Source organism: Streptomyces sp. NPDC047869 (assembly GCF_040704065.1).
GTDB lineage: Bacteria > Actinomycetota > Actinomycetes > Streptomycetales > Streptomycetaceae > Streptomyces.
Genome location: NZ_JBEYRK010000002.1, coordinates 431886 through 448126, shown reverse-complemented (window position 1 = coordinate 448126; position 16241 = coordinate 431886). Strand labels below are relative to the sequence as shown.

Here is a 16241-nt window from a genome sequence, read left to right as displayed (position 1 = left end):
TTGATGCGAAGCAGCGGCAGCGGCAAGAGCGGCGGGCGCGGTAACTACCGCGGTGCCGGCAACGACAGGGACCAGAAGCAGGGGCAGGGCCGGCCCCGCAAGCCCCGCCCCGAGGAGCGCCGCTACGACGTGGGCCCCGGGGCCACCCAGGACGGCCCCAAGTCCGGGCGCGGCGGCTCCGCGCGCGGTGGCGCCAAGGGCGGCCCGAAGCAGTCCCAGCAGCGCGGCGGCCGTACGGCCCCGGCGCGCTCGCGCGAGTACGAGACGCGGACCGAGGAGCGCAACCGGGAGCGGTACGCGGGCAAGAAGGACGTCAAGCTGCCCAAGACCTTCCCCGGCGCCGAGCAGGAGGGCGAGCGGCTGCAGAAGGTGCTCGCGCGCGCGGGCTACGGTTCCCGCCGCGCCTGCGAGGAGCTGATCGAGCAGGCCCGGGTCGAGATCAACGGCGAGATCGTGCTGGAGCAGGGCCGCCGGGTGGACCCGGAGAAGGACGAGGTCAAGGTCGACGGCCTGACCGTCGCCACGCAGTCCTACCAGTTCTTCTCGCTCAACAAGCCCGCCGGTGTCGTCTCCACCATGGAGGACCCGGAGGGCCGCCAGTGCCTCGGTGACTACGTCACCAACCGCGAGACCCGGCTCTTCCACGTCGGCCGGCTCGACACCGAGACCGAAGGTGTCATCCTGCTCACCAACCACGGCGAGCTGGCGCACCGGCTGACCCACCCGAAGTACGGCGTGAAGAAGACGTACCTCGCGGCCATCGTCGGGCCCATCCCGCGCGACCTGGGCAAGCGCCTGAAGGACGGCATCCAGCTCGAGGACGGCTACGCGCGCGCCGACCACTTCCGGGTGGTCGAGCAGACCGGCAAGAACTACCTGGTCGAGGTGACCCTGCACGAGGGCCGCAAGCACATCGTGCGCCGCATGCTCGCCGAGGCCGGCTTCCCGGTCGAGAAGCTGGTGCGCACCTCCTTCGGCCCGATCACCCTGGGCGACCAGAAGTCGGGCTGGCTGCGCCGCCTGTCCAACACCGAGGTGGGGATGCTCATGCAGGAGGTCGACCTCTAAGAGGTTGTGCTCCCGGACACCCCCCTTTTATAGTCGCAGTGACTATTAAAGGGGGGTGTCCGTGCTGCGGGACTACGACAAGCACGCCTACGAGCCTTTCGCCGTCACCGTCGACCTCGCCGTCCTGACCGTCCGCGAGGGCGCGCTGCACGTGCTCCTCGTCGAACGCGGGCAGGAACCGTACGCCGGCCGGTGGGCGCTTCCCGGCGGCTTCCTGTTGCCCGACGAGTCGGCGGAGACGGCCGCCCGGCGCGAACTCGCCGAGGAGACCGGCCTGGACGACGTCTCCGGGCTGGACCTCGAGCAGTCGCGCACCTACAGCGAGCCGGGCCGCGACCCCCGGATGCGGGTCGTCTCCGTCGCGTTCACCGCGCTGCTGCCCGACCCCCCGGAACCCCGCGGCGGCGGTGACGCGGCCCAGGCCCGCTGGCTGCCGTACGGCTCGGCGGGGCCGCTCGCCTTCGACCACGACCGCATCCTCGCCGACGCCCACGAACGCGTCGGCGACCGGCTGGAGAACACCCGCGCCGCCACCGCCTTCTGCCCGCCCGAGTTCACCCTCGGCGAGCTCCAGCAGGTCTACGAGACGGTGTGGGGAATCGCCCTGGACCGGCCCAACTTCCGCCGCAAGGTGCTCGCCACCCCCGGATTCGTCGAACCCGTCCCCGGCGCCGCCCGGCTCACCGGCGGCCGCGGCAAGCCGGCCGCCCTCTACCGCGCGGGCCCCGCCACCGCCCTGCACCCGCCCCTGCTCCGGCCGTCCCGGGAAGGAAGCCCCGCATGACCACCACCCGCCCGACCAAACAGGCCGCCACCGGCTCCCTGCTCGGCCTCGCCCTCGGGGACGCCCTCGGCTTCCCGACCGAGTTCAACGACGTCCCCTCGATCCTCGCCAAGTGCGGTCCCTGGCGGGAGATGGAGCTGCCGCGGCGCCCCTTCGTCTCCGACGACACCCAGATGACCCTCGCCGTCGGCCGCGGGCTCCGCACGGCCATGGAGCGCGGGCACCTCGCCCCGCAACGGCTGGAGCGGCCGCTGCGCGAGGAGTTCGTGGACTGGTACCAGTCGCCGGACAACAACCGCGCCCCGGGCAACACCTGCCTGACCGCCTGCGGCCTGCTCAAGGAGGAGGGCCGTGCCTGGCAGGACGCCAGCCAGGTCGGCTCCAAGGGCTGCGGCGCCAACATGCGCGTCGCCCCCGTCGGCATCGCCCCCGGCCTGACCGGCGAACAGCGCGCCGGCGCCGCCCAGTTGCAGTCCGCGCTCACCCACGGCCACCCCACCGCCCTGGCCGCCTCCGACCTGACCGCCCATGCCGTGCACCTGCTCGCCCGGGGCACCGACCCGGCCGGGCTCGTCGGGCAGCTCCGCAGCTACGCCTACGACAACCGCACCCGCTACGACCACACCTGGCTCGGCGACCTGTGGACCCGCTCCCAGGACCCCGGCCCCGAGCACTTCATCGCGCGCGGCTGGGACGAGTGCCTGGACATGCTCGGCCGCCTCCAGGAGGCCGTGCGGACCGTCTCCCCGGAGACCGACCCCTGTCTGGCCACCGGCGAGGGCTGGATCGCCGAGGAGGCCCTCGCCACCGGGCTGCTGTGCTTCCTGCTCTTTCCCGACCAGCCCGTCACCGCCCTGCGCCGGGCCGCCTGCTCCTCGGGCGACTCGGACTCGATCGCCTGCCTCACCGGGGCCTTCGCGGGCGCCTGGCTCGGCGCGGACGCCTGGCCCGCCGACTGGACCGGGCGGATCGAGTACCGGGGCGACCTGTTGGCACTGGGAGCGCTCTGGGACGCTTAGGCCCATGATCGACGACCTCGACATGGACCTGACGCCCGTGATCGCCGAACAGCCCCACCCCCTGCTGTTCGCGACCGTCTCCGGAGCCCATCTGTACGGTTTCCCCTCCGAGGACTCCGACCTCGACCTGCGCGGCGCCCATCTCCTGCCCGCAGCGGACCTGGTCGGGCTGCGCGAGCCGGAGGAGACCCGGGAGCGGACCTGGGTGCGGTTCGGCCTCGAGATGGACCTCGTCACCCACGACGTGCGCAAGTTCGCCCGGCTGATGCTCCGGCGCAACGGCTATGTGCTGGAGCAGCTCCTGTCGCCCCTCGTGGCGCACACCTCCGAGGCACACCGGGAGCTGGCCGCCCTCACCCCGGGCGTCCTCACCGGCCACCACGCCCACCACTACCGCGGGTTCGCCGTGACCCAGTGGCGGCTGTTCGGCAAGACCGGCGAACTCAAGCCGCTGCTCTACACGTTCCGTGTGCTGCTCACCGGCATCCATCTGATGCGCAGCGGCGAGGTGCAGGCCCATCTGCCCACCCTGCTGGACCAGGTGGCCGCGCCCGCCTACCTGCCCGAGCTGATCGCCGCCAAGGCCGAGCGCGAGCACGGCACCGCCGACGTCGACCACGCGCGCGTGGAGGCCGACGTGGAGCGGCTGCACGCCGTGCTCGACGAGGCGCAGGCCAGCTCAGCCCTGCCCGACACCCCCAGCGCGCACGACGCCCTGCACGACTTCGTCGTACGCGTCCGCCTGGCGGGCTGAGTCCCGGCGCGCCCGGAAGAGGAAGCCGGCCACGCGCGCGCGGTCCGGTTCCGGCGGCAGCGGGGTGCGGTGCAGGGCCTCCTCGCTCTGCGCCGCCAGCCGGGCCATGCGGGCCTCCACCTCCGGCCAGGGGACCTCGCCCCGCTTCACCGCCAGCAGCGGCTCCCGCTCGTCGCCGACGTCGATCCGCAGCTCCCCGGTGCGCAGCAGGTCCCGGGCGCTCATCAGCAGGCGCAGCAGGTGCATGGCGTGCCTCCAGCGCGGGGCGCCCGTCGCGCGGACGTCGGCGTCGAGCTTCCTGCGCTGGCCGAGGGCGTAGCGAGTGAAGGTGTCGTACACCTGGCGGGACAGGAAGGCGCCGCGCAGGGACAGCAGTTCGCGGCCGGTGTCGTCCACGTGCTCCACCAGCGGGGAGTGCAGGCACTCCAGGATGTTCGGGTTGCCGCGCAGCGCCAGCTCGCAGAACCGCTCCAGCTCCCAGGAGAACCGCTCCTCGCCCGGCCCCTCCACATGCGCCGGCGGCTTCTCGAACCGCCAGAACAGGGGAGCGGGGGCGAGGAAGACGCCCCGCCGGTCGGTGTCACTGGCCCCGGTGGCCAGGCCGAAGGCCCGCGAACCCATGACACAGGCGTAGATCGTGTGGTCGCGTACCAGGTCCTCGGGCTGCATCCCCGGAGCGTACGCGGGCCGCTCACGCCAGGTGGATCGAATTTCCCTCCACCTTGATCGTCTGGGCGGGCAGCGGCCGGGTCGCCGGGCCGTGCGCCACCGAGCCGTCGGCGATGTGGAACCTGCTGCCGTGGCAGGGGCAGTCGATGGTGCCGTCGGCCACCTTGCTCACCGTGCAGCCCTCGTGCGTGCAGATCGCCGAGAAGGCCTTGAAGTCGCCCTTCGACGGCTGGGTGACCACGACCTTCCGCTCCTTGAAGATCTTGCCGCCGCCCTCGGGGATGTCGCTCGTGCTCGCCAGCTCCATGCCGCCGGGCGAGGGGGAGGAGCCCGTCGAACCGCCGCCGCCCCCGCAGCCGGTGGCGAGCGCCGCCGCGCCCGTCGCGAGAACCGTGCGCCGCGTCGTGCTGTAGGTCATGTCGTCACTCCGAACATCGGAAGTAAGAAAAGCTGTGATCTGCGACATCTTGGCATCAAAGGTTCCCCTGCCGAAGCAGGCGGCGGGAGCGGAGACACGGCCGTCACCGGGTCGGCCCCGCGTCTCAGCGGGCGGGCGCCGCGCGCCCGGCCGCGCGGGCCTGACTAGGCTGGACCGGCCAGGAACGAAACGCATGTCAGCAAGGAGCAGCGCCGTGGCGGTACGAGCGGTCCGGGGGGCCGTCCAACTGGAGCGGGACGAGGCCGGTCACATGGACGAGCAGGTCGGAGCGCTGCTCACCGCGATCCTGGAGCGGAACGGGCTCACCGCCGAGGACCTGATCAGCATCTGGTTCACGGCCACCCCCGACCTGCACAGCGACTTCCCGGCCGCCGCCGCCCGCAAGCTCGGGATCGTCGACGTCCCCCTGATCTGCGCCCAGGAACTGGACATCGAGGGCGCCATGCCCCGGGTCGTCCGGGTGCTCGCGCACATCGAGTCGGACCGGCCCCGCGACCGGATCGCCCACGTCTACCTCGGCGCCGCCGCCGCCCTGCGCAAGGACATCGCCCAGTGAGAACCGCACTCGTCATCGGCACCGGGCTGATCGGCACCTCCGCCGCGCTCGCCCTGACCCAGCGGGGCGTCGTCGTCCACCTCACCGACCACGACCCCGAGCAGGCCCGCACGGCGGCCGCGCTGGGCGCCGGCACCGACCAGGCCCCCGACGGCCCGGTGGACCTCGCCGTCGTCGCCGCCCCGCCCGCGCACGTGGCCGGCGTCCTCGCGGACGCCATGGCCCGCGGCGCCGCCCGCGGCTACGTCGACGTGGCCAGCGTCAAGGGAGGCCCGCGCCGCGAGCTGGAGGCGCGCGGCCTCGACCTGTCCGCCTACATCGGCACCCACCCCATGTCCGGCCGGGAGAAGTCGGGCCCGCTGGCCGCGACCGGCGACCTCTTCGAGGGCCGCCCCTGGGTGCTCACCCCGACCCGGGACACCGACACCGAGGTCCTCAACCTCGCCCTGGAACTGGTCTCGCACTGCCGGGCCGTGCCGGTCGTCATGGACGCCGACGCCCACGACCGGGCCGTGGCCCTCGTCTCCCACATGCCCCACCTGGTCTCCAGCATGGTCGCGGCCCGCCTGGAGCACGCCGAGGAGGCGGCCGTACGGCTGTGCGGGCAGGGCATCCGGGACGTGACCCGGATCGCCGCCTCCGACCCCGGGATGTGGATCGACATCCTCTCCGCCAACCCCGGCCCGGTCGCCGACCTGCTCACCGACGTCTCCGCCGACCTGGAGGAGACCGTCCGCGCCCTGCGCGCCCTGCAGTCCTCCGACGAGGACAAGCGCCGCGAGGGCGGCTCGGGCATCGAGGACGTGCTGCGCCGCGGCAACGCGGGCCAGGTGCGGGTACCCGGCAAGCACGGCAGCGCGCCGCGCGTGTACGAGACCGTCGTCGTCCTCATCGACGACCAGCCCGGCCAGCTCGCCCGCATCTTCGCGGACGCGGGACGGGCCGGGGTCAACATCGAGGACGTCCGGATCGAGCACGCGACGGGGCAGCAGGCCGGTCTCGTCCAGCTACTGGTCGAGCCCAAGGCGGCGCCCGTGCTGAGGGAAGCGCTGCGTGAGCGGGGCTGGGCGCTGCGGCAGTAGGAAGGCGGCCGTCCGTCCGGGGCGCCCGTACCCAGTAACCTTGTGCAGGGCGCTCTCGCGCTCCGCCCCCCGCCCCCGCAGCGCACCAGGAAGGTGTCCCCCGTGGAAAACGGCGCCCCGACCGCCAAGCCCGTGATCGTCGCGATCGACGGCCCCTCCGGCACGGGCAAGTCGAGCACGTCGAAGGCCGTGGCCGCCAAGCTCGGCCTGAGCTACCTCGACACCGGCGCCCAGTACCGGGCCATCACCTGGTGGATGGTGGCCAACGGCATCGACCTGGAGGACCCGACCGCCATCGCCGCCGTCGCGGGCAAGCCGGAGATCGTCTCCGGCACCGACCCGTCCGCCCCGACCATCACGGTCGACGGCGTCGACGTGGCCGCCCCGATCCGCACCCAGGAGGTCACCTCCAAGGTCAGCGCGGTCAGCGCGGTGCCCGAGGTGCGCACCCGGATCACCGAGCTGCAGCGCTCGCTGGCGGCCGGCGCAGAGCTCGGCATGGTGGTCGAGGGCCGGGACATCGGCACCACCGTGCTGCCGGACGCCGACCTGAAGATCTTCCTCACCGCCTCCCCGGAGGCCCGCGCGGCCCGCCGCAGCGGCGAGCTGAAGGGCGCCGACGTCCACGCCACCCGCGAGGCCCTGATCAAGCGGGACGCCGCCGACTCCAGCCGCAAGACCTCCCCCCTCGCCAAGGCCGGCGACGCGGTCGAGGTGGACACCACCGAGCTCACCCTCGCCCAGGTCATCGAGTGCGTCGTCACCCTGGTCGAGGAGAAGCGGGCCGGGAAGTGAGCCTTCCGTCGGAGCGGGGCGCCGAGGCCGGGCGGCGCATCGGCGTCGGCCTGATGTACGGGCTGTGGCGGCCGCGTGTGCTCGGTGCCTGGAAGCTGCCCGCGAGCGGCCCGGCGATCCTCGCCGTGAACCACTCGCACAACATCGACGGGCCCATGGTCATGGGTGTCTCGCCCCGGCCGACGCACTTCCTGATCAAGAAGGAGGCGTTCGTCGGCCCGCTGAACCCCTTCCTGACCGGCATCGGCCAGCTCAAGGTGGACCGCGCCTCCGCCGACCGCACCGCCATCACCCGGGCCCTCGGCGTGCTGGAGGCCGGGGGCGTGCTCGGCATCTTCCCCGAGGGCACCCGGGGCGAGGGCGACTTCGCCTCGCTGCGGGCCGGGCTCGCGTACTTCGCGGTGCGCAGCGGAGCGCCGATCGTGCCCGTGGCCGTCCTGGGAAGCACCGAGCGGCCCGGCCGGTTGATAAAGGCGCTGCCCCCGCTGCGCTCCCGCGTCGACGTCGTCTTCGGCGACCCCTTCGACGCGGGCGACGGGTCGGGGCGGCGCACGCGCAGTGCGCTGGACGAGGCGACCGAGCGCATCCAGAAGCAGCTCACCGGCCACTTGGAAAACGCCAGGCGCCTGACCGGGCGCTGAGCGACACTTGACCGCGCTGAGCGACACTTGAGTAGTGGACCGGCCCACCACGGCCGGTCCACCGATCACCACGATGAACGACGAGGTACGGACTTCATGAACGACCAGACCCAGCCCGGCGACTCGGCTGAGCACGAGTACGACCACGGGGCTCTCGGCGACGCCGAGTACGCGGAGTTCATGGAGCTCGCCGCGGAAGAGGGCTTCGACATCGAGGACGTCGAGGGCGCCATCGAGGCGGCGGGCCACGGTCCGCTGCCCGTGCTCGCCGTCGTCGGCCGTCCCAATGTCGGCAAGTCGACCCTGGTGAACCGGATCATCGGCCGCCGCGAGGCCGTGGTCGAGGACAAGCCCGGCGTCACCCGCGACCGCGTCACCTACGAGGCCGAGTGGGCGGGCCGCCGCTTCAAGGTGGTCGACACCGGCGGCTGGGAGCAGGACGTCCTCGGCATCGACGCCTCCGTCGCCGCGCAGGCCGAGTACGCGATCGAGGCCGCCGACGCGGTCGTCTTCGTCGTGGACGCCAAGGTCGGCGCCACCGACACCGACGAGGCGGTCGTACGGCTGCTGCGCAAGGCGGGCAAGCCCGTCGTCCTGGCCGCCAACAAGGTCGACGGCCCGAGCGGCGAGGCCGACGCCACCTACCTCTGGTCCCTGGGCCTCGGCGAGCCGCACCCCGTCTCCGCCCTGCACGGGCGCGGCACCGGCGACATGCTGGACGCCGTCCTGGAGGCGCTGCCCGAGGCACCCGAGCAGACCTTCGGCACCGCGGTCGGCGGTCCGCGCCGCATCGCCCTCATCGGCCGCCCGAACGTCGGCAAGTCCTCCCTGCTGAACAAGGTCGCGGGCGAGGAGCGCGTCGTCGTCAACGAGCTGGCCGGCACCACCCGCGACCCGGTCGACGAGCTGATCGAGCTGGGCGGGGTGACGTGGAAGTTCGTCGACACCGCGGGCATCCGCAAGCGTGTCCACCTCCAGCAGGGCGCCGACTACTACGCCTCGCTGCGCACCGCGGCCGCCGTCGAGAAGGCGGAGGTGGCCGTCATCCTGATCGACGGCTCCGAGAACATCTCGGTCCAGGACCAGCGCATCGTCACCATGGCCGTGGAGGCGGGCCGCGCGGTCGTCCTCGCCTTCAACAAGTGGGACACCCTCGACGAGGAGCGCCGCTACTACCTGGAGCGGGAGATCGAGACCGAGCTGGGCCAGGTCGCCTGGGCGCCCCGGGTCAACGTCTCGGCCCGTACCGGCCGGCACATGGAGAAGCTGGTCCCGGCGATCGAGACCGCCCTCGCCGGCTGGGAGACCCGGGTGCCCACCGGCCGGCTGAACGCCTTCCTCGGCGAACTGGTCTCGGCCCACCCGCACCCCGTCCGGGGCGGCAAGCAGCCGCGCATCCTGTTCGGCACCCAGGCCGGCACCAAGCCGCCGCGGTTCGTCCTCTTCGCCTCCGGCTTCATCGAGGCCGGCTACCGGCGCTTCATCGAGCGCCGCCTGCGCGAGGAGTTCGGCTTCGAGGGCACCCCGATCCACCTCTCGGTGCGGGTACGCGAGAAGCGCGGCAAGAAGAAGTAACCGGCCCCTCGAGGCATGGGGAAGGGCGGCCCCCGCGGTAACGGGGGGCCGCCCTTCGCCATGCCTCAGGCACCGCGCCGCGGAGCGGGCGGCAGCCCCGCCGGGACGTGGTGCATCCCGGTGTCCTGCTGCCGCCCCAGCGTGCCGACCCGCTGCCACTGCGGCTGCTGCTGACCGCCGCCCTGCCGGGCGCTGTACGCCCCCGCGCTGTAGGCGCTGTAGGAGGTCATGCGGTACGAGCCGGTGCTGTGCGGGGTGTTCCCGAAGGCACAGAACCCCAGCTCCTCCTCACCACTGCGGTCGCCCGGCAGCGTACGGAAGGCCTTGACCCACTCCGCGTAGAGCGAGTCGTAGATCGGCGTGGCCGATGCCGCGACCGGACTCTCCCCCACCCGGGCGGACGGAACGGAGGCGAAGGCGGACCGGCGGGGAGGAGGAGTGTCGTATGCGTGCACGTATGTCCAAACGACCGGAATCCGAAAGGGATGCGGTCGTACAAGTGGGGGCGCGCTCCCGGCCTGCCGCCGGGCGGGTCTCAGGTGCCCGCGAGCGGCAGCGCCGCCGCGACCAGCTTGCCGCTCGCCGCGGCCCGGTCGAGGGAGTCGCGCAGCAGGTCCTCCCGGGGCTGCCGTCCGATCGACCCCACGGGCGCCGCGAACATCAGCACCTGCTGGTGCTTGTTGGCGGCGGCCCGCCAGCTGTCGGTCACCTGCAGCGGCTGGTGCGCCTGCCACCAGGCGACCGGCTGACCGCCCGCCGCCCCCGGCTGGAGCACCGCGTGGAGCTGGCCCACCGCGAGGAGGACCGACCAGCCGTGCAGCACCGGCGGGACCGACGCCAGCTCCATCACCGGCATGAAGCCCTGCTCGATGAGCAGCGGCAGGAAGTCGTCGCCCGCGCCGAAGGAGCCGGGACGCACGATGGGCGCCGTCGGCTCGACGACGAGCGCGGGGTGCAACTCGCCCTCGATCAGGACCAGTCCGCTGGTCACACCGAGCACGGCCTGCTCGGGCACGGACCGCCGCGGGCCGCCGTCCGCGGCCGGGCGGCCGCCGATGGAGCGGACGGCGCCCTGCAACTGCTCCTCGGTGACCTGGACGACCTGCGAGGGCAGGCAGCCGGCGTGGGCGAAGGCGAGGACGGCGGTCTCGTCGCCGACGAACAGAACGGTGCTGGTGCGCTCCTGCTCGGAGTCGCCCGGGGTGCGGCAGGACGTGCAGTCGTAACTGCCCGGGGCGTTCTCTCCGGCGAGCAGCCGGTCGGCTTCTTCGTCGCCGATCTCGGCGCGTACTGCGTCACTGACGTCGAGCATGCGCGGCACGGTGGCTCCCTCGGGATGCGGTGCTGGGTCGGCAGGGTGGCTCCCGGCCGCTGAGCCCCGGTGTTCCGGGCTCATGAAGAAGACAACGGGCGTCCTGTGGTGGGGGTCACGCCCCGGGGGCGACGGAATCGAACCATCCACCGCACAGGGTCACCTTCGGTGCGGAACCGGGCACTCATCGTCAAGTCCGTGTCCCGTCAAGGCACTTGAATGAGTGAAGTGGGTCACGCGCCGGTCGCGTGTGTGGTCGAAAAATCCTGAAATCCACGCACGAAACGGCTGGCCGAAAATCGTCGATACCTGAGGTAACCGCGAACTGGCCTGGAACGACGGCGACTTGGTTGAAACAGCCCGCCCGCTCTCTCTACATTCCTCCGCCGTGTGCAACCAGCACCGCTCGGGTACGTCCGCCGGCCGGCCAGGCAGAGCACGATCGCCGCACCGGCCGCGGGGGACGGGGCGGGCGCGAGGAACCGCGGTCCTGCGCGGCGAGGCGCGCTCCGCCCGGGGGAGCCCGGGTTCGTGGAGAGGGAGTTACATGTCCGATTGTGCCGATACCACCCGCCGCACCACCCGTCCCGACGGCGCCCGCAGGGGCCGTACGACAGCGGCCGCCCTGGCCGGAGCCGCGCTGCTGGCTCCCCTGGGACTGCTGGCCGCCACCGGCGACGCGAACGCCGCGGACAACGGGGTGTGGGACCGCATCGCCCAGTGCGAGAGCGGCGGCGACTGGCACATCAACACCGGCAACGGCTACTACGGCGGGCTCCAGTTCTCCGCCGGCACCTGGCGTGCGTACGGCGGCGGCTCCTACGCCCCGACGGCCGACCAGGCCTCCCGCGGCGCGCAGATCGCCGTCGCCACCAAGGTCCAGCGGGCCCAGGGCTGGGGCGCCTGGCCGGTCTGCTCCGGCCGGGCCGGAGCCACCGGGACCGCCCCGGCGCCCGCCTCGGGCGCGGCGGCCGGGAGCGGCGCGACGACGAAGCCGGCGCCGGCGGCGAAGCCCGAGCGCACGGCGGCCCACACCGGCCGCGACGCGGCCCGCGGCGACTACACCGTCCGCGAGGGCGACACCCTGAGCACCATCGCCGCCCGGCACGGCACCACCTGGCAGCGGATCTACGCCGCCAACCGGAGCGTCATCGGCGACGACCCGGACCTGATCGTGCCCGGCCGGCGCCTGGCGCTCTGAGCGAGCCCGCGCACCACAGCCGCTGTCCCGTCGAGGACAGCGGCTGTCCGCATCGGCTGGCAGACTCGGCCCCATGTTGGAGACCTCGGCACGACTGCTGCGTCTGCTCTCGCTGCTCCAGGCCCACCGCGACTGGTCCGGCGCCGAACTCGCCGACCGGCTCGGCGTCACCGCGCGTACGGTCCGCCGGGACGTGGACCGGCTGCGCGAGCTGGGCTATCCGGTCAACGCCAGCCCCGGCACCGGCGGCGGCTACCAGCTCGGCGCGGGCGCGGAACTGCCCCCGCTGCTGCTGGACGACGACGAGGCCGTCGCCGTGGCCGTCGGCCTGCGCACCGCCGCCGGACAGGGCATCGAGGGCATCGGCGAGACCTCCGTACGCGCCCTGGCCAAGCTGGAACAGGTGCTGCCGAACAGGCTGCGCCGCCGGGTGGGCGCGCTCAACGCCTTCACCGTGCCGATGCTGCGCGGCGGCCCGCCGGCCTCCCCGGTCGACCCGGCGCTGCTCACCGAGATCGCCCATCTGTGCCGGGACGCCGAGCGGCTGCGCTTCGAGTACCGCGCGCACGACGGCACCGCGAGCCGGCGCACCGTCGAACCGCACCGGCTGGTCTGCACCGAGCGGCGCTGGTACCTGGTCGCCTGGGACGTCGACCGGGCGGACTGGCGGACCTTCCGGGTCGACCGCGTCACCCCCAGGCCGCCGCACGGACCCCGCTTCACCCCGCGCGAGCCGCCCGCCGAGGACCTCGCCGCCCATGTCTCCGAGGGCGTCTCCACGCGCGCGTACGCCGAGCGGTCCGCGGTCCGGCTGCTGGTGCCGCTGCACGAGGCCGCCGAGCGGATCTCGCCGTCCGCCGGGACGCTGGAGGCCGACGGCCCGGACGCCTGCGTCCTGCGCAGCGGTGCGCCGAGCCTGGAGGTGATGGTGATTCACATCATGATGACCGGCTTCCCGTTCGAGGTCCTGGAGCCCGCCGAGCTGACCGAGTCGATCAGGAGGATCCGCGACCGGCTCGACGGGGCACTGGCCCGGTCGGCGGGGCCGCACGGCGCCGGCACGCCGAATCCATGAAATTCCCATGCGGCGTCAGCTCTGCCGGCGCCGCCACGGATTCGCCGCGGAATCACGCCGCGGACCGGCCCCGACCGGCGCCCCGGTGCTTTCCGCCGGCCAATTCCGCAGGGCGCTCCGGCGCGCGAGAATTGTGTTCGAATACCCCGGCGAACGGCATGGAAACCCCCGATCGTGTGACGGAGTTAGAAGAAAACGGCTTCCGGAACCTGTGACAGAAGCGTGACAGGAGAGTGGCGGGAGGCCTGCCGCCGCCGCGGCTTCCGTCCTCGCCCGATGCGGCCTAGCGTGGCCGCATGGCACCGATTCCCACTCCGCCAGCGGAGCCCCAGGACAGTCCGGACGGGTACGTCGGCCTCGACGTCCCGAGCGCCGAGCGGCTCGCCCGGCAGCGCGGGTGGCCGACGGTACGGTCACTGCCGCCGGGCGCGATCATCACCATGGAGTACCGGGTGGGCCGGCTCAACTTCGAGGTGCGGGACGGCCGGGTGACCCGCGCCTGGAAGGGCTGAGCACCCCGCACGTACGTCGAAGGCCCCGCTCCCGGAAGAGGAGGCGGGGCCTTCGGCGTACGCGCGGGGGTCGGTCGTGCGTACCGGACTCCGCCGCCAGGGCGGCTGTCAGCCGCCCGAGACGGGCCGGGCGGGCGAGGCGCCGCGCGGCAGCCGGTCGGCGTGCGGCGGCCGGCGGCTGCCCGCCGGGGTGACCGGAGTGCGCTCCGAACGGGCCGTGTGCGGACCCGGGGCCAGATGGATCGGCGCGCGGGGCCCGCGCACCGACGCCACCGGCTCGCGGGCCGGAGCGGGCTGCCCGGCGGGCGCGGTGCGCGGCTTGAGCACCACGGGGACCGGCACGGTGGGCGCCGGCGCGGTACGGCCGCGGCGGGCGCGCCAGCGGTCGCGCAGATCGAAGATCGCGGTCTCGGCGCGGGCGATCAGCGGCTCGCACCACGGCAGCGCGAGCAGGATCAGCAGGCCCGCGGCCCAGCCCAGCAGCACGTCGCTCAGCCAGTGCGTACCGAGGTAGACGGTGGCCATCCCGACGCCCAGCGAGGTCACCGCCGACACGGCGGACAGCCAGCGGCGCGCGGTCGGGGTGGAGGCCAGATACGCCAGGATTCCCCAGGTCACCACGGCGTTGGCGGTGTGGCCGCTGGGAAATATATCGCCGCCGAGACCCATCTCGTTCGAGCCGATCACGGTGGCGTAGTGCGGGCCGAGCCGGCCCATGCCGTACTTGGCGGCGCCCACCGTGATGTTGAGCAGCAGCAGTGAGGCGCCGAGGGTCAGCAGGGGGCGGAGCGTGTGCTGCCGCCAGGAGCGCCAGCCCAGCCAGGCGGCGACCATCACCGCGGTGGGGCCGCGCTGGCCGAGCACCACGTAGTAGTCGACGAACCAGTGGATCTCCGACCACTGCTGGTACGGCCGGAAGAACATGACCTGCCAGTCGAGCCGGACCAGCCAGGAGGTGATCACCACGGCCCAGACGATCGCCAGGTAGAAGGCGAGGGTCGCGGTGAACAGCACGACCCGGTGCCGGCTCATCCGCGGCACATCGAGGTGGGCCGGCCGTTCCGGCTCACGGTCCAGCCTGGCGAACACCCGGTCCAGACGCCGGGTGAGGTTTAGTTCGGTACGCACCCGATCGACGTTACAGTGAGTGCGCTCTGTTCCCGGTCGAAACAGCGGCTTTGTGATGACGATGTGATGTGGGAAACCTCTCAGGAGCCGCTGAATTCCTGGGATTCCGCAATCCGGTGAACCGGCTTCCTGTAATTCCTTTGATCATTCCGGCGGCGGTTATATGGCCCTTATGAATTCGTTCACCGAATCATGGGGTGGAATTCAGGGTGTGCTCATCGGCCGCCGGAGTTGATCACGGGGGACCGGAGCCGTTCAGCCAGAACGCGCCGTACACCGCCGTCGCCACGGCCAGACCCGCCGTGACCAGCGCCGACCGTGAGGTCCGTGACCGGGCCAGGGCGCGGGCGAGCGGGAACAGCAGCGGGAAGGCCGGCATCAGCAGCCGTGGCTTCGACCCGAAGTAGCTCGAGGCGCACAGGGCGAGGGCGAGGACGACACCCGTGTACACCAGCAGCGGAAGGGGCTGACGCTGCCATACGCCGGTCACGTACAGCATGATCAGCAGGGCCACCCCGATGATCAGGCCCGCTCCGGCGAGGGCCGACGGCAATGACGTGAACTTGTCGGCGACGAAGCGGGCGAAGGCGTATCCGCCGTCGAACCCGTTGCGCCAGCCGGCCTGCACGTCCAGATAGCCGAGCGGCCCCCGGCCGGTGCGGTGGCCGACCCAGAGCACGTAGCCCGCCGCGCCCAGCGGGGCGAGGAGCAGCCCGAGGGCGCGGCGCCAGGCGGGCGCGCAGGGAGCGCAAGAGGTATGGGACGGAGCGCGCGCCGGATCGTGCGCGCCCTCTGGCGCGGAGGGAGCGCGTGTCGGTTCGTGCGCGCTGCCGACACCCGCTATGCGCTCGGCGCACACACCGGCCGCCGGGCCTGGAGCACCGTCGCCGCCGCGCGCGTCGCGCGCGCCCCGCTCGCGCAGGAACGTGAGCACGCCCGCCACCCAGACCGCGGCGACCACCGCGAGACCCACCGGCCGGGTCAGCCCCGCCAGCGCCGCGAGCGCACCCGCCCCGACCCACCGGCCGGTCAGCACGGCGTACAGGGACCAGGCGGCCAGCGCGGTGAACAGGGACTCGCTGTAGGCCATCGACTGCACGATCCCGACCGGCAGCACCGCCCACAGCAGCACCGCGCAGACCCCCGCCCGGGGCCCGTACACCCACTCCGCGACCGCGAAGATCCCCCCGGCCGCGGCCAGCGAGGCGAGCAGGGCGACGACCAGGCCGGCATGCGCGTACGACAGCGGCGTGACGCCGTGCAGCAGCCGCTCCAGCCAGGGCAGCAGCGGGAAGAACGCCAGGTTGGAGTGGACGTCGCCGTTCGGCAGGCGGACCTCGTAGCCGTAACCCAGCTCGGCGACCCGGGTGTACCAGAGGGAGTCCCAGCGCGCGCCCAGCAGCGTGAGCGCGCTTTTGTCGCGCGCGGCGCTCCACACGGCCAGCACGAGCAGGCCGAGGACACGGACAGCCGCGTACCCGAGGAGGGCCGGGGCCGCCCGGCGCAGGAGGGTGTCGCGGGCCGGGGCCGCGCGCGTCGCAAGGTCGGTCACGGGCTCGATTATCGGCCGGGCCGAAAGCGGGACCGCCCGCCGGGCACGCGCGACATCGTGCGAGGTGGCGTACGCCACA

Annotated in this window: 17 protein-coding genes and 1 pseudogene; 12 read left to right on the top strand and 6 right to left on the bottom strand. The window is 73.1% G+C overall.

All coding sequences use genetic code 11. The annotated features are described in order from the left end of the window. The first annotated feature begins 3 nt into the window (after positions 1-3). The 4 genes from AB0924_RS04610 to AB0924_RS04595 all read left to right on the top strand — a co-directional run bounded on the left by AB0924_RS04610 (position 4) and on the right by AB0924_RS04595 (position 3625). Entirely contained in the window at positions 4-1068 is a 1065-nt protein-coding gene (locus tag AB0924_RS04610; RefSeq protein ID WP_358934862.1) for a pseudouridine synthase, read from the top strand. 64 nt (positions 1069-1132) lie between these two features. Then, on the top strand, positions 1133-1852 hold the full coding sequence (locus AB0924_RS04605; RefSeq protein ID WP_366910641.1) for an NUDIX domain-containing protein: 720 nt from the start codon (positions 1133-1135) through the stop codon (positions 1850-1852). Next, positions 1849-2871 carry an ADP-ribosylglycohydrolase family protein gene (locus AB0924_RS04600; RefSeq protein ID WP_366910630.1) on the top strand — a complete coding sequence of 341 codons (1023 nt, stop codon included), beginning with the start codon at positions 1849-1851 and terminating at the stop codon, positions 2869-2871. The genes AB0924_RS04605 and AB0924_RS04600 overlap by 4 nt, the downstream gene beginning before the upstream one ends. Positions 2872-2875: 4 nt before the next feature. After that, entirely contained in the window at positions 2876-3625 is a 750-nt protein-coding gene (locus tag AB0924_RS04595) for a nucleotidyltransferase domain-containing protein (protein WP_366910629.1), read from the top strand. Here AB0924_RS04595 and AB0924_RS04590 read toward each other — a convergent pair. Further along, positions 3551-4294 carry a nucleotidyltransferase domain-containing protein gene (locus AB0924_RS04590; protein ID WP_366910628.1) on the bottom strand — a complete coding sequence of 248 codons (744 nt, stop codon included), beginning with the start codon at positions 4292-4294 and terminating at the stop codon, positions 3551-3553. The two genes, AB0924_RS04595 and AB0924_RS04590, sit on opposite strands and share 75 nt — an antisense overlap. A gap of 22 nt (positions 4295-4316) precedes the next feature. Further along, entirely contained in the window at positions 4317-4712 is a 396-nt protein-coding gene (locus AB0924_RS04585) for a Rieske (2Fe-2S) protein (protein ID WP_358934870.1), read from the bottom strand. 214 nt (positions 4713-4926) lie between these two features. On the opposite strand from AB0924_RS04585, the gene aroH reads away from it, so the two are divergent. From aroH to der, 5 genes are all read left to right on the top strand, one after another. Then, on the top strand, positions 4927-5289 hold the full coding sequence (gene aroH / locus AB0924_RS04580; protein ID WP_358934872.1) for a chorismate mutase: 363 nt from the start codon (positions 4927-4929) through the stop codon (positions 5287-5289). Beyond that, complete coding sequence (locus AB0924_RS04575; protein ID WP_358934874.1) at positions 5286-6371, top strand: prephenate dehydrogenase; 1086 nt, start codon at positions 5286-5288, stop codon at positions 6369-6371. Before aroH ends, AB0924_RS04575 begins: the two co-directional genes overlap by 4 nt. Before the next feature lie 102 nt (positions 6372-6473). Further along, complete coding sequence (gene cmk, locus AB0924_RS04570; protein WP_358934877.1) at positions 6474-7166, top strand: (d)CMP kinase; 693 nt, start codon at positions 6474-6476, stop codon at positions 7164-7166. Between the two features lie 53 nt (positions 7167-7219). Next, positions 7220-7807, top strand: a complete 588-nt coding sequence (locus AB0924_RS04565) for a lysophospholipid acyltransferase family protein (RefSeq protein ID WP_358935068.1) — start codon at positions 7220-7222, stop codon at positions 7805-7807. 96 nt (positions 7808-7903) lie between these two features. After that, the gene (gene der, locus AB0924_RS04560) at positions 7904-9382 is read left to right on the top strand and encodes a ribosome biogenesis GTPase Der (protein ID WP_358934879.1); all 1479 of its coding nucleotides are present in this window, start codon (positions 7904-7906) and stop codon (positions 9380-9382) included. Between the two features lie 65 nt (positions 9383-9447). On the opposite strand, the gene AB0924_RS04555 is transcribed toward der, so the two are convergent. Both AB0924_RS04555 and AB0924_RS04550 read right to left on the bottom strand, forming a co-directional pair. Continuing rightward, positions 9448-9837, bottom strand: coding sequence for a hypothetical protein (locus tag AB0924_RS04555; protein ID WP_358934881.1), 390 nt, complete (start codon positions 9835-9837; stop codon positions 9448-9450). A gap of 80 nt (positions 9838-9917) precedes the next feature. Beyond that, positions 9918-10703 (bottom strand): hypothetical protein, encoded by a 786-nt coding sequence (locus AB0924_RS04550; protein ID WP_358934883.1) that lies wholly within the window; start codon positions 10701-10703, stop codon positions 9918-9920. A gap of 538 nt (positions 10704-11241) precedes the next feature. On the opposite strand from AB0924_RS04550, the gene AB0924_RS04545 reads away from it, so the two are divergent. From AB0924_RS04545 to AB0924_RS04535, 3 genes and pseudogenes are all read left to right on the top strand, one after another. Next, a complete protein-coding gene (locus AB0924_RS04545) occupies positions 11242-11895 on the top strand; it encodes a transglycosylase family protein (RefSeq protein WP_358934885.1) in 654 nt (217 codons plus the stop codon). A 73-nt stretch (positions 11896-11968) separates the two neighbouring features. After that, positions 11969-12937 (top strand): annotated as a pseudogene (locus AB0924_RS04540) (YafY family protein); the annotation flags it as partial. 329 nt (positions 12938-13266) lie between these two features. Next, complete coding sequence (locus AB0924_RS04535) at positions 13267-13482, top strand: I78 family peptidase inhibitor (protein ID WP_358934887.1); 216 nt, start codon at positions 13267-13269, stop codon at positions 13480-13482. A gap of 108 nt (positions 13483-13590) precedes the next feature. Here AB0924_RS04535 and AB0924_RS04530 read toward each other — a convergent pair whose 3' ends face one another. Together AB0924_RS04530 and AB0924_RS04525 are read right to left on the bottom strand one after the other, a co-directional pair. After that, positions 13591-14610 carry a phosphatase PAP2 family protein gene (locus tag AB0924_RS04530; RefSeq protein WP_358934889.1) on the bottom strand — a complete coding sequence of 340 codons (1020 nt, stop codon included), beginning with the start codon at positions 14608-14610 and terminating at the stop codon, positions 13591-13593. Positions 14611-14845: 235 nt separating this feature from the next. After that, the gene (locus AB0924_RS04525) at positions 14846-16162 is read right to left on the bottom strand and encodes a hypothetical protein (protein ID WP_366910627.1); all 1317 of its coding nucleotides are present in this window, start codon (positions 16160-16162) and stop codon (positions 14846-14848) included. Between the last annotated feature and the right edge of the window lie 79 nt (positions 16163-16241).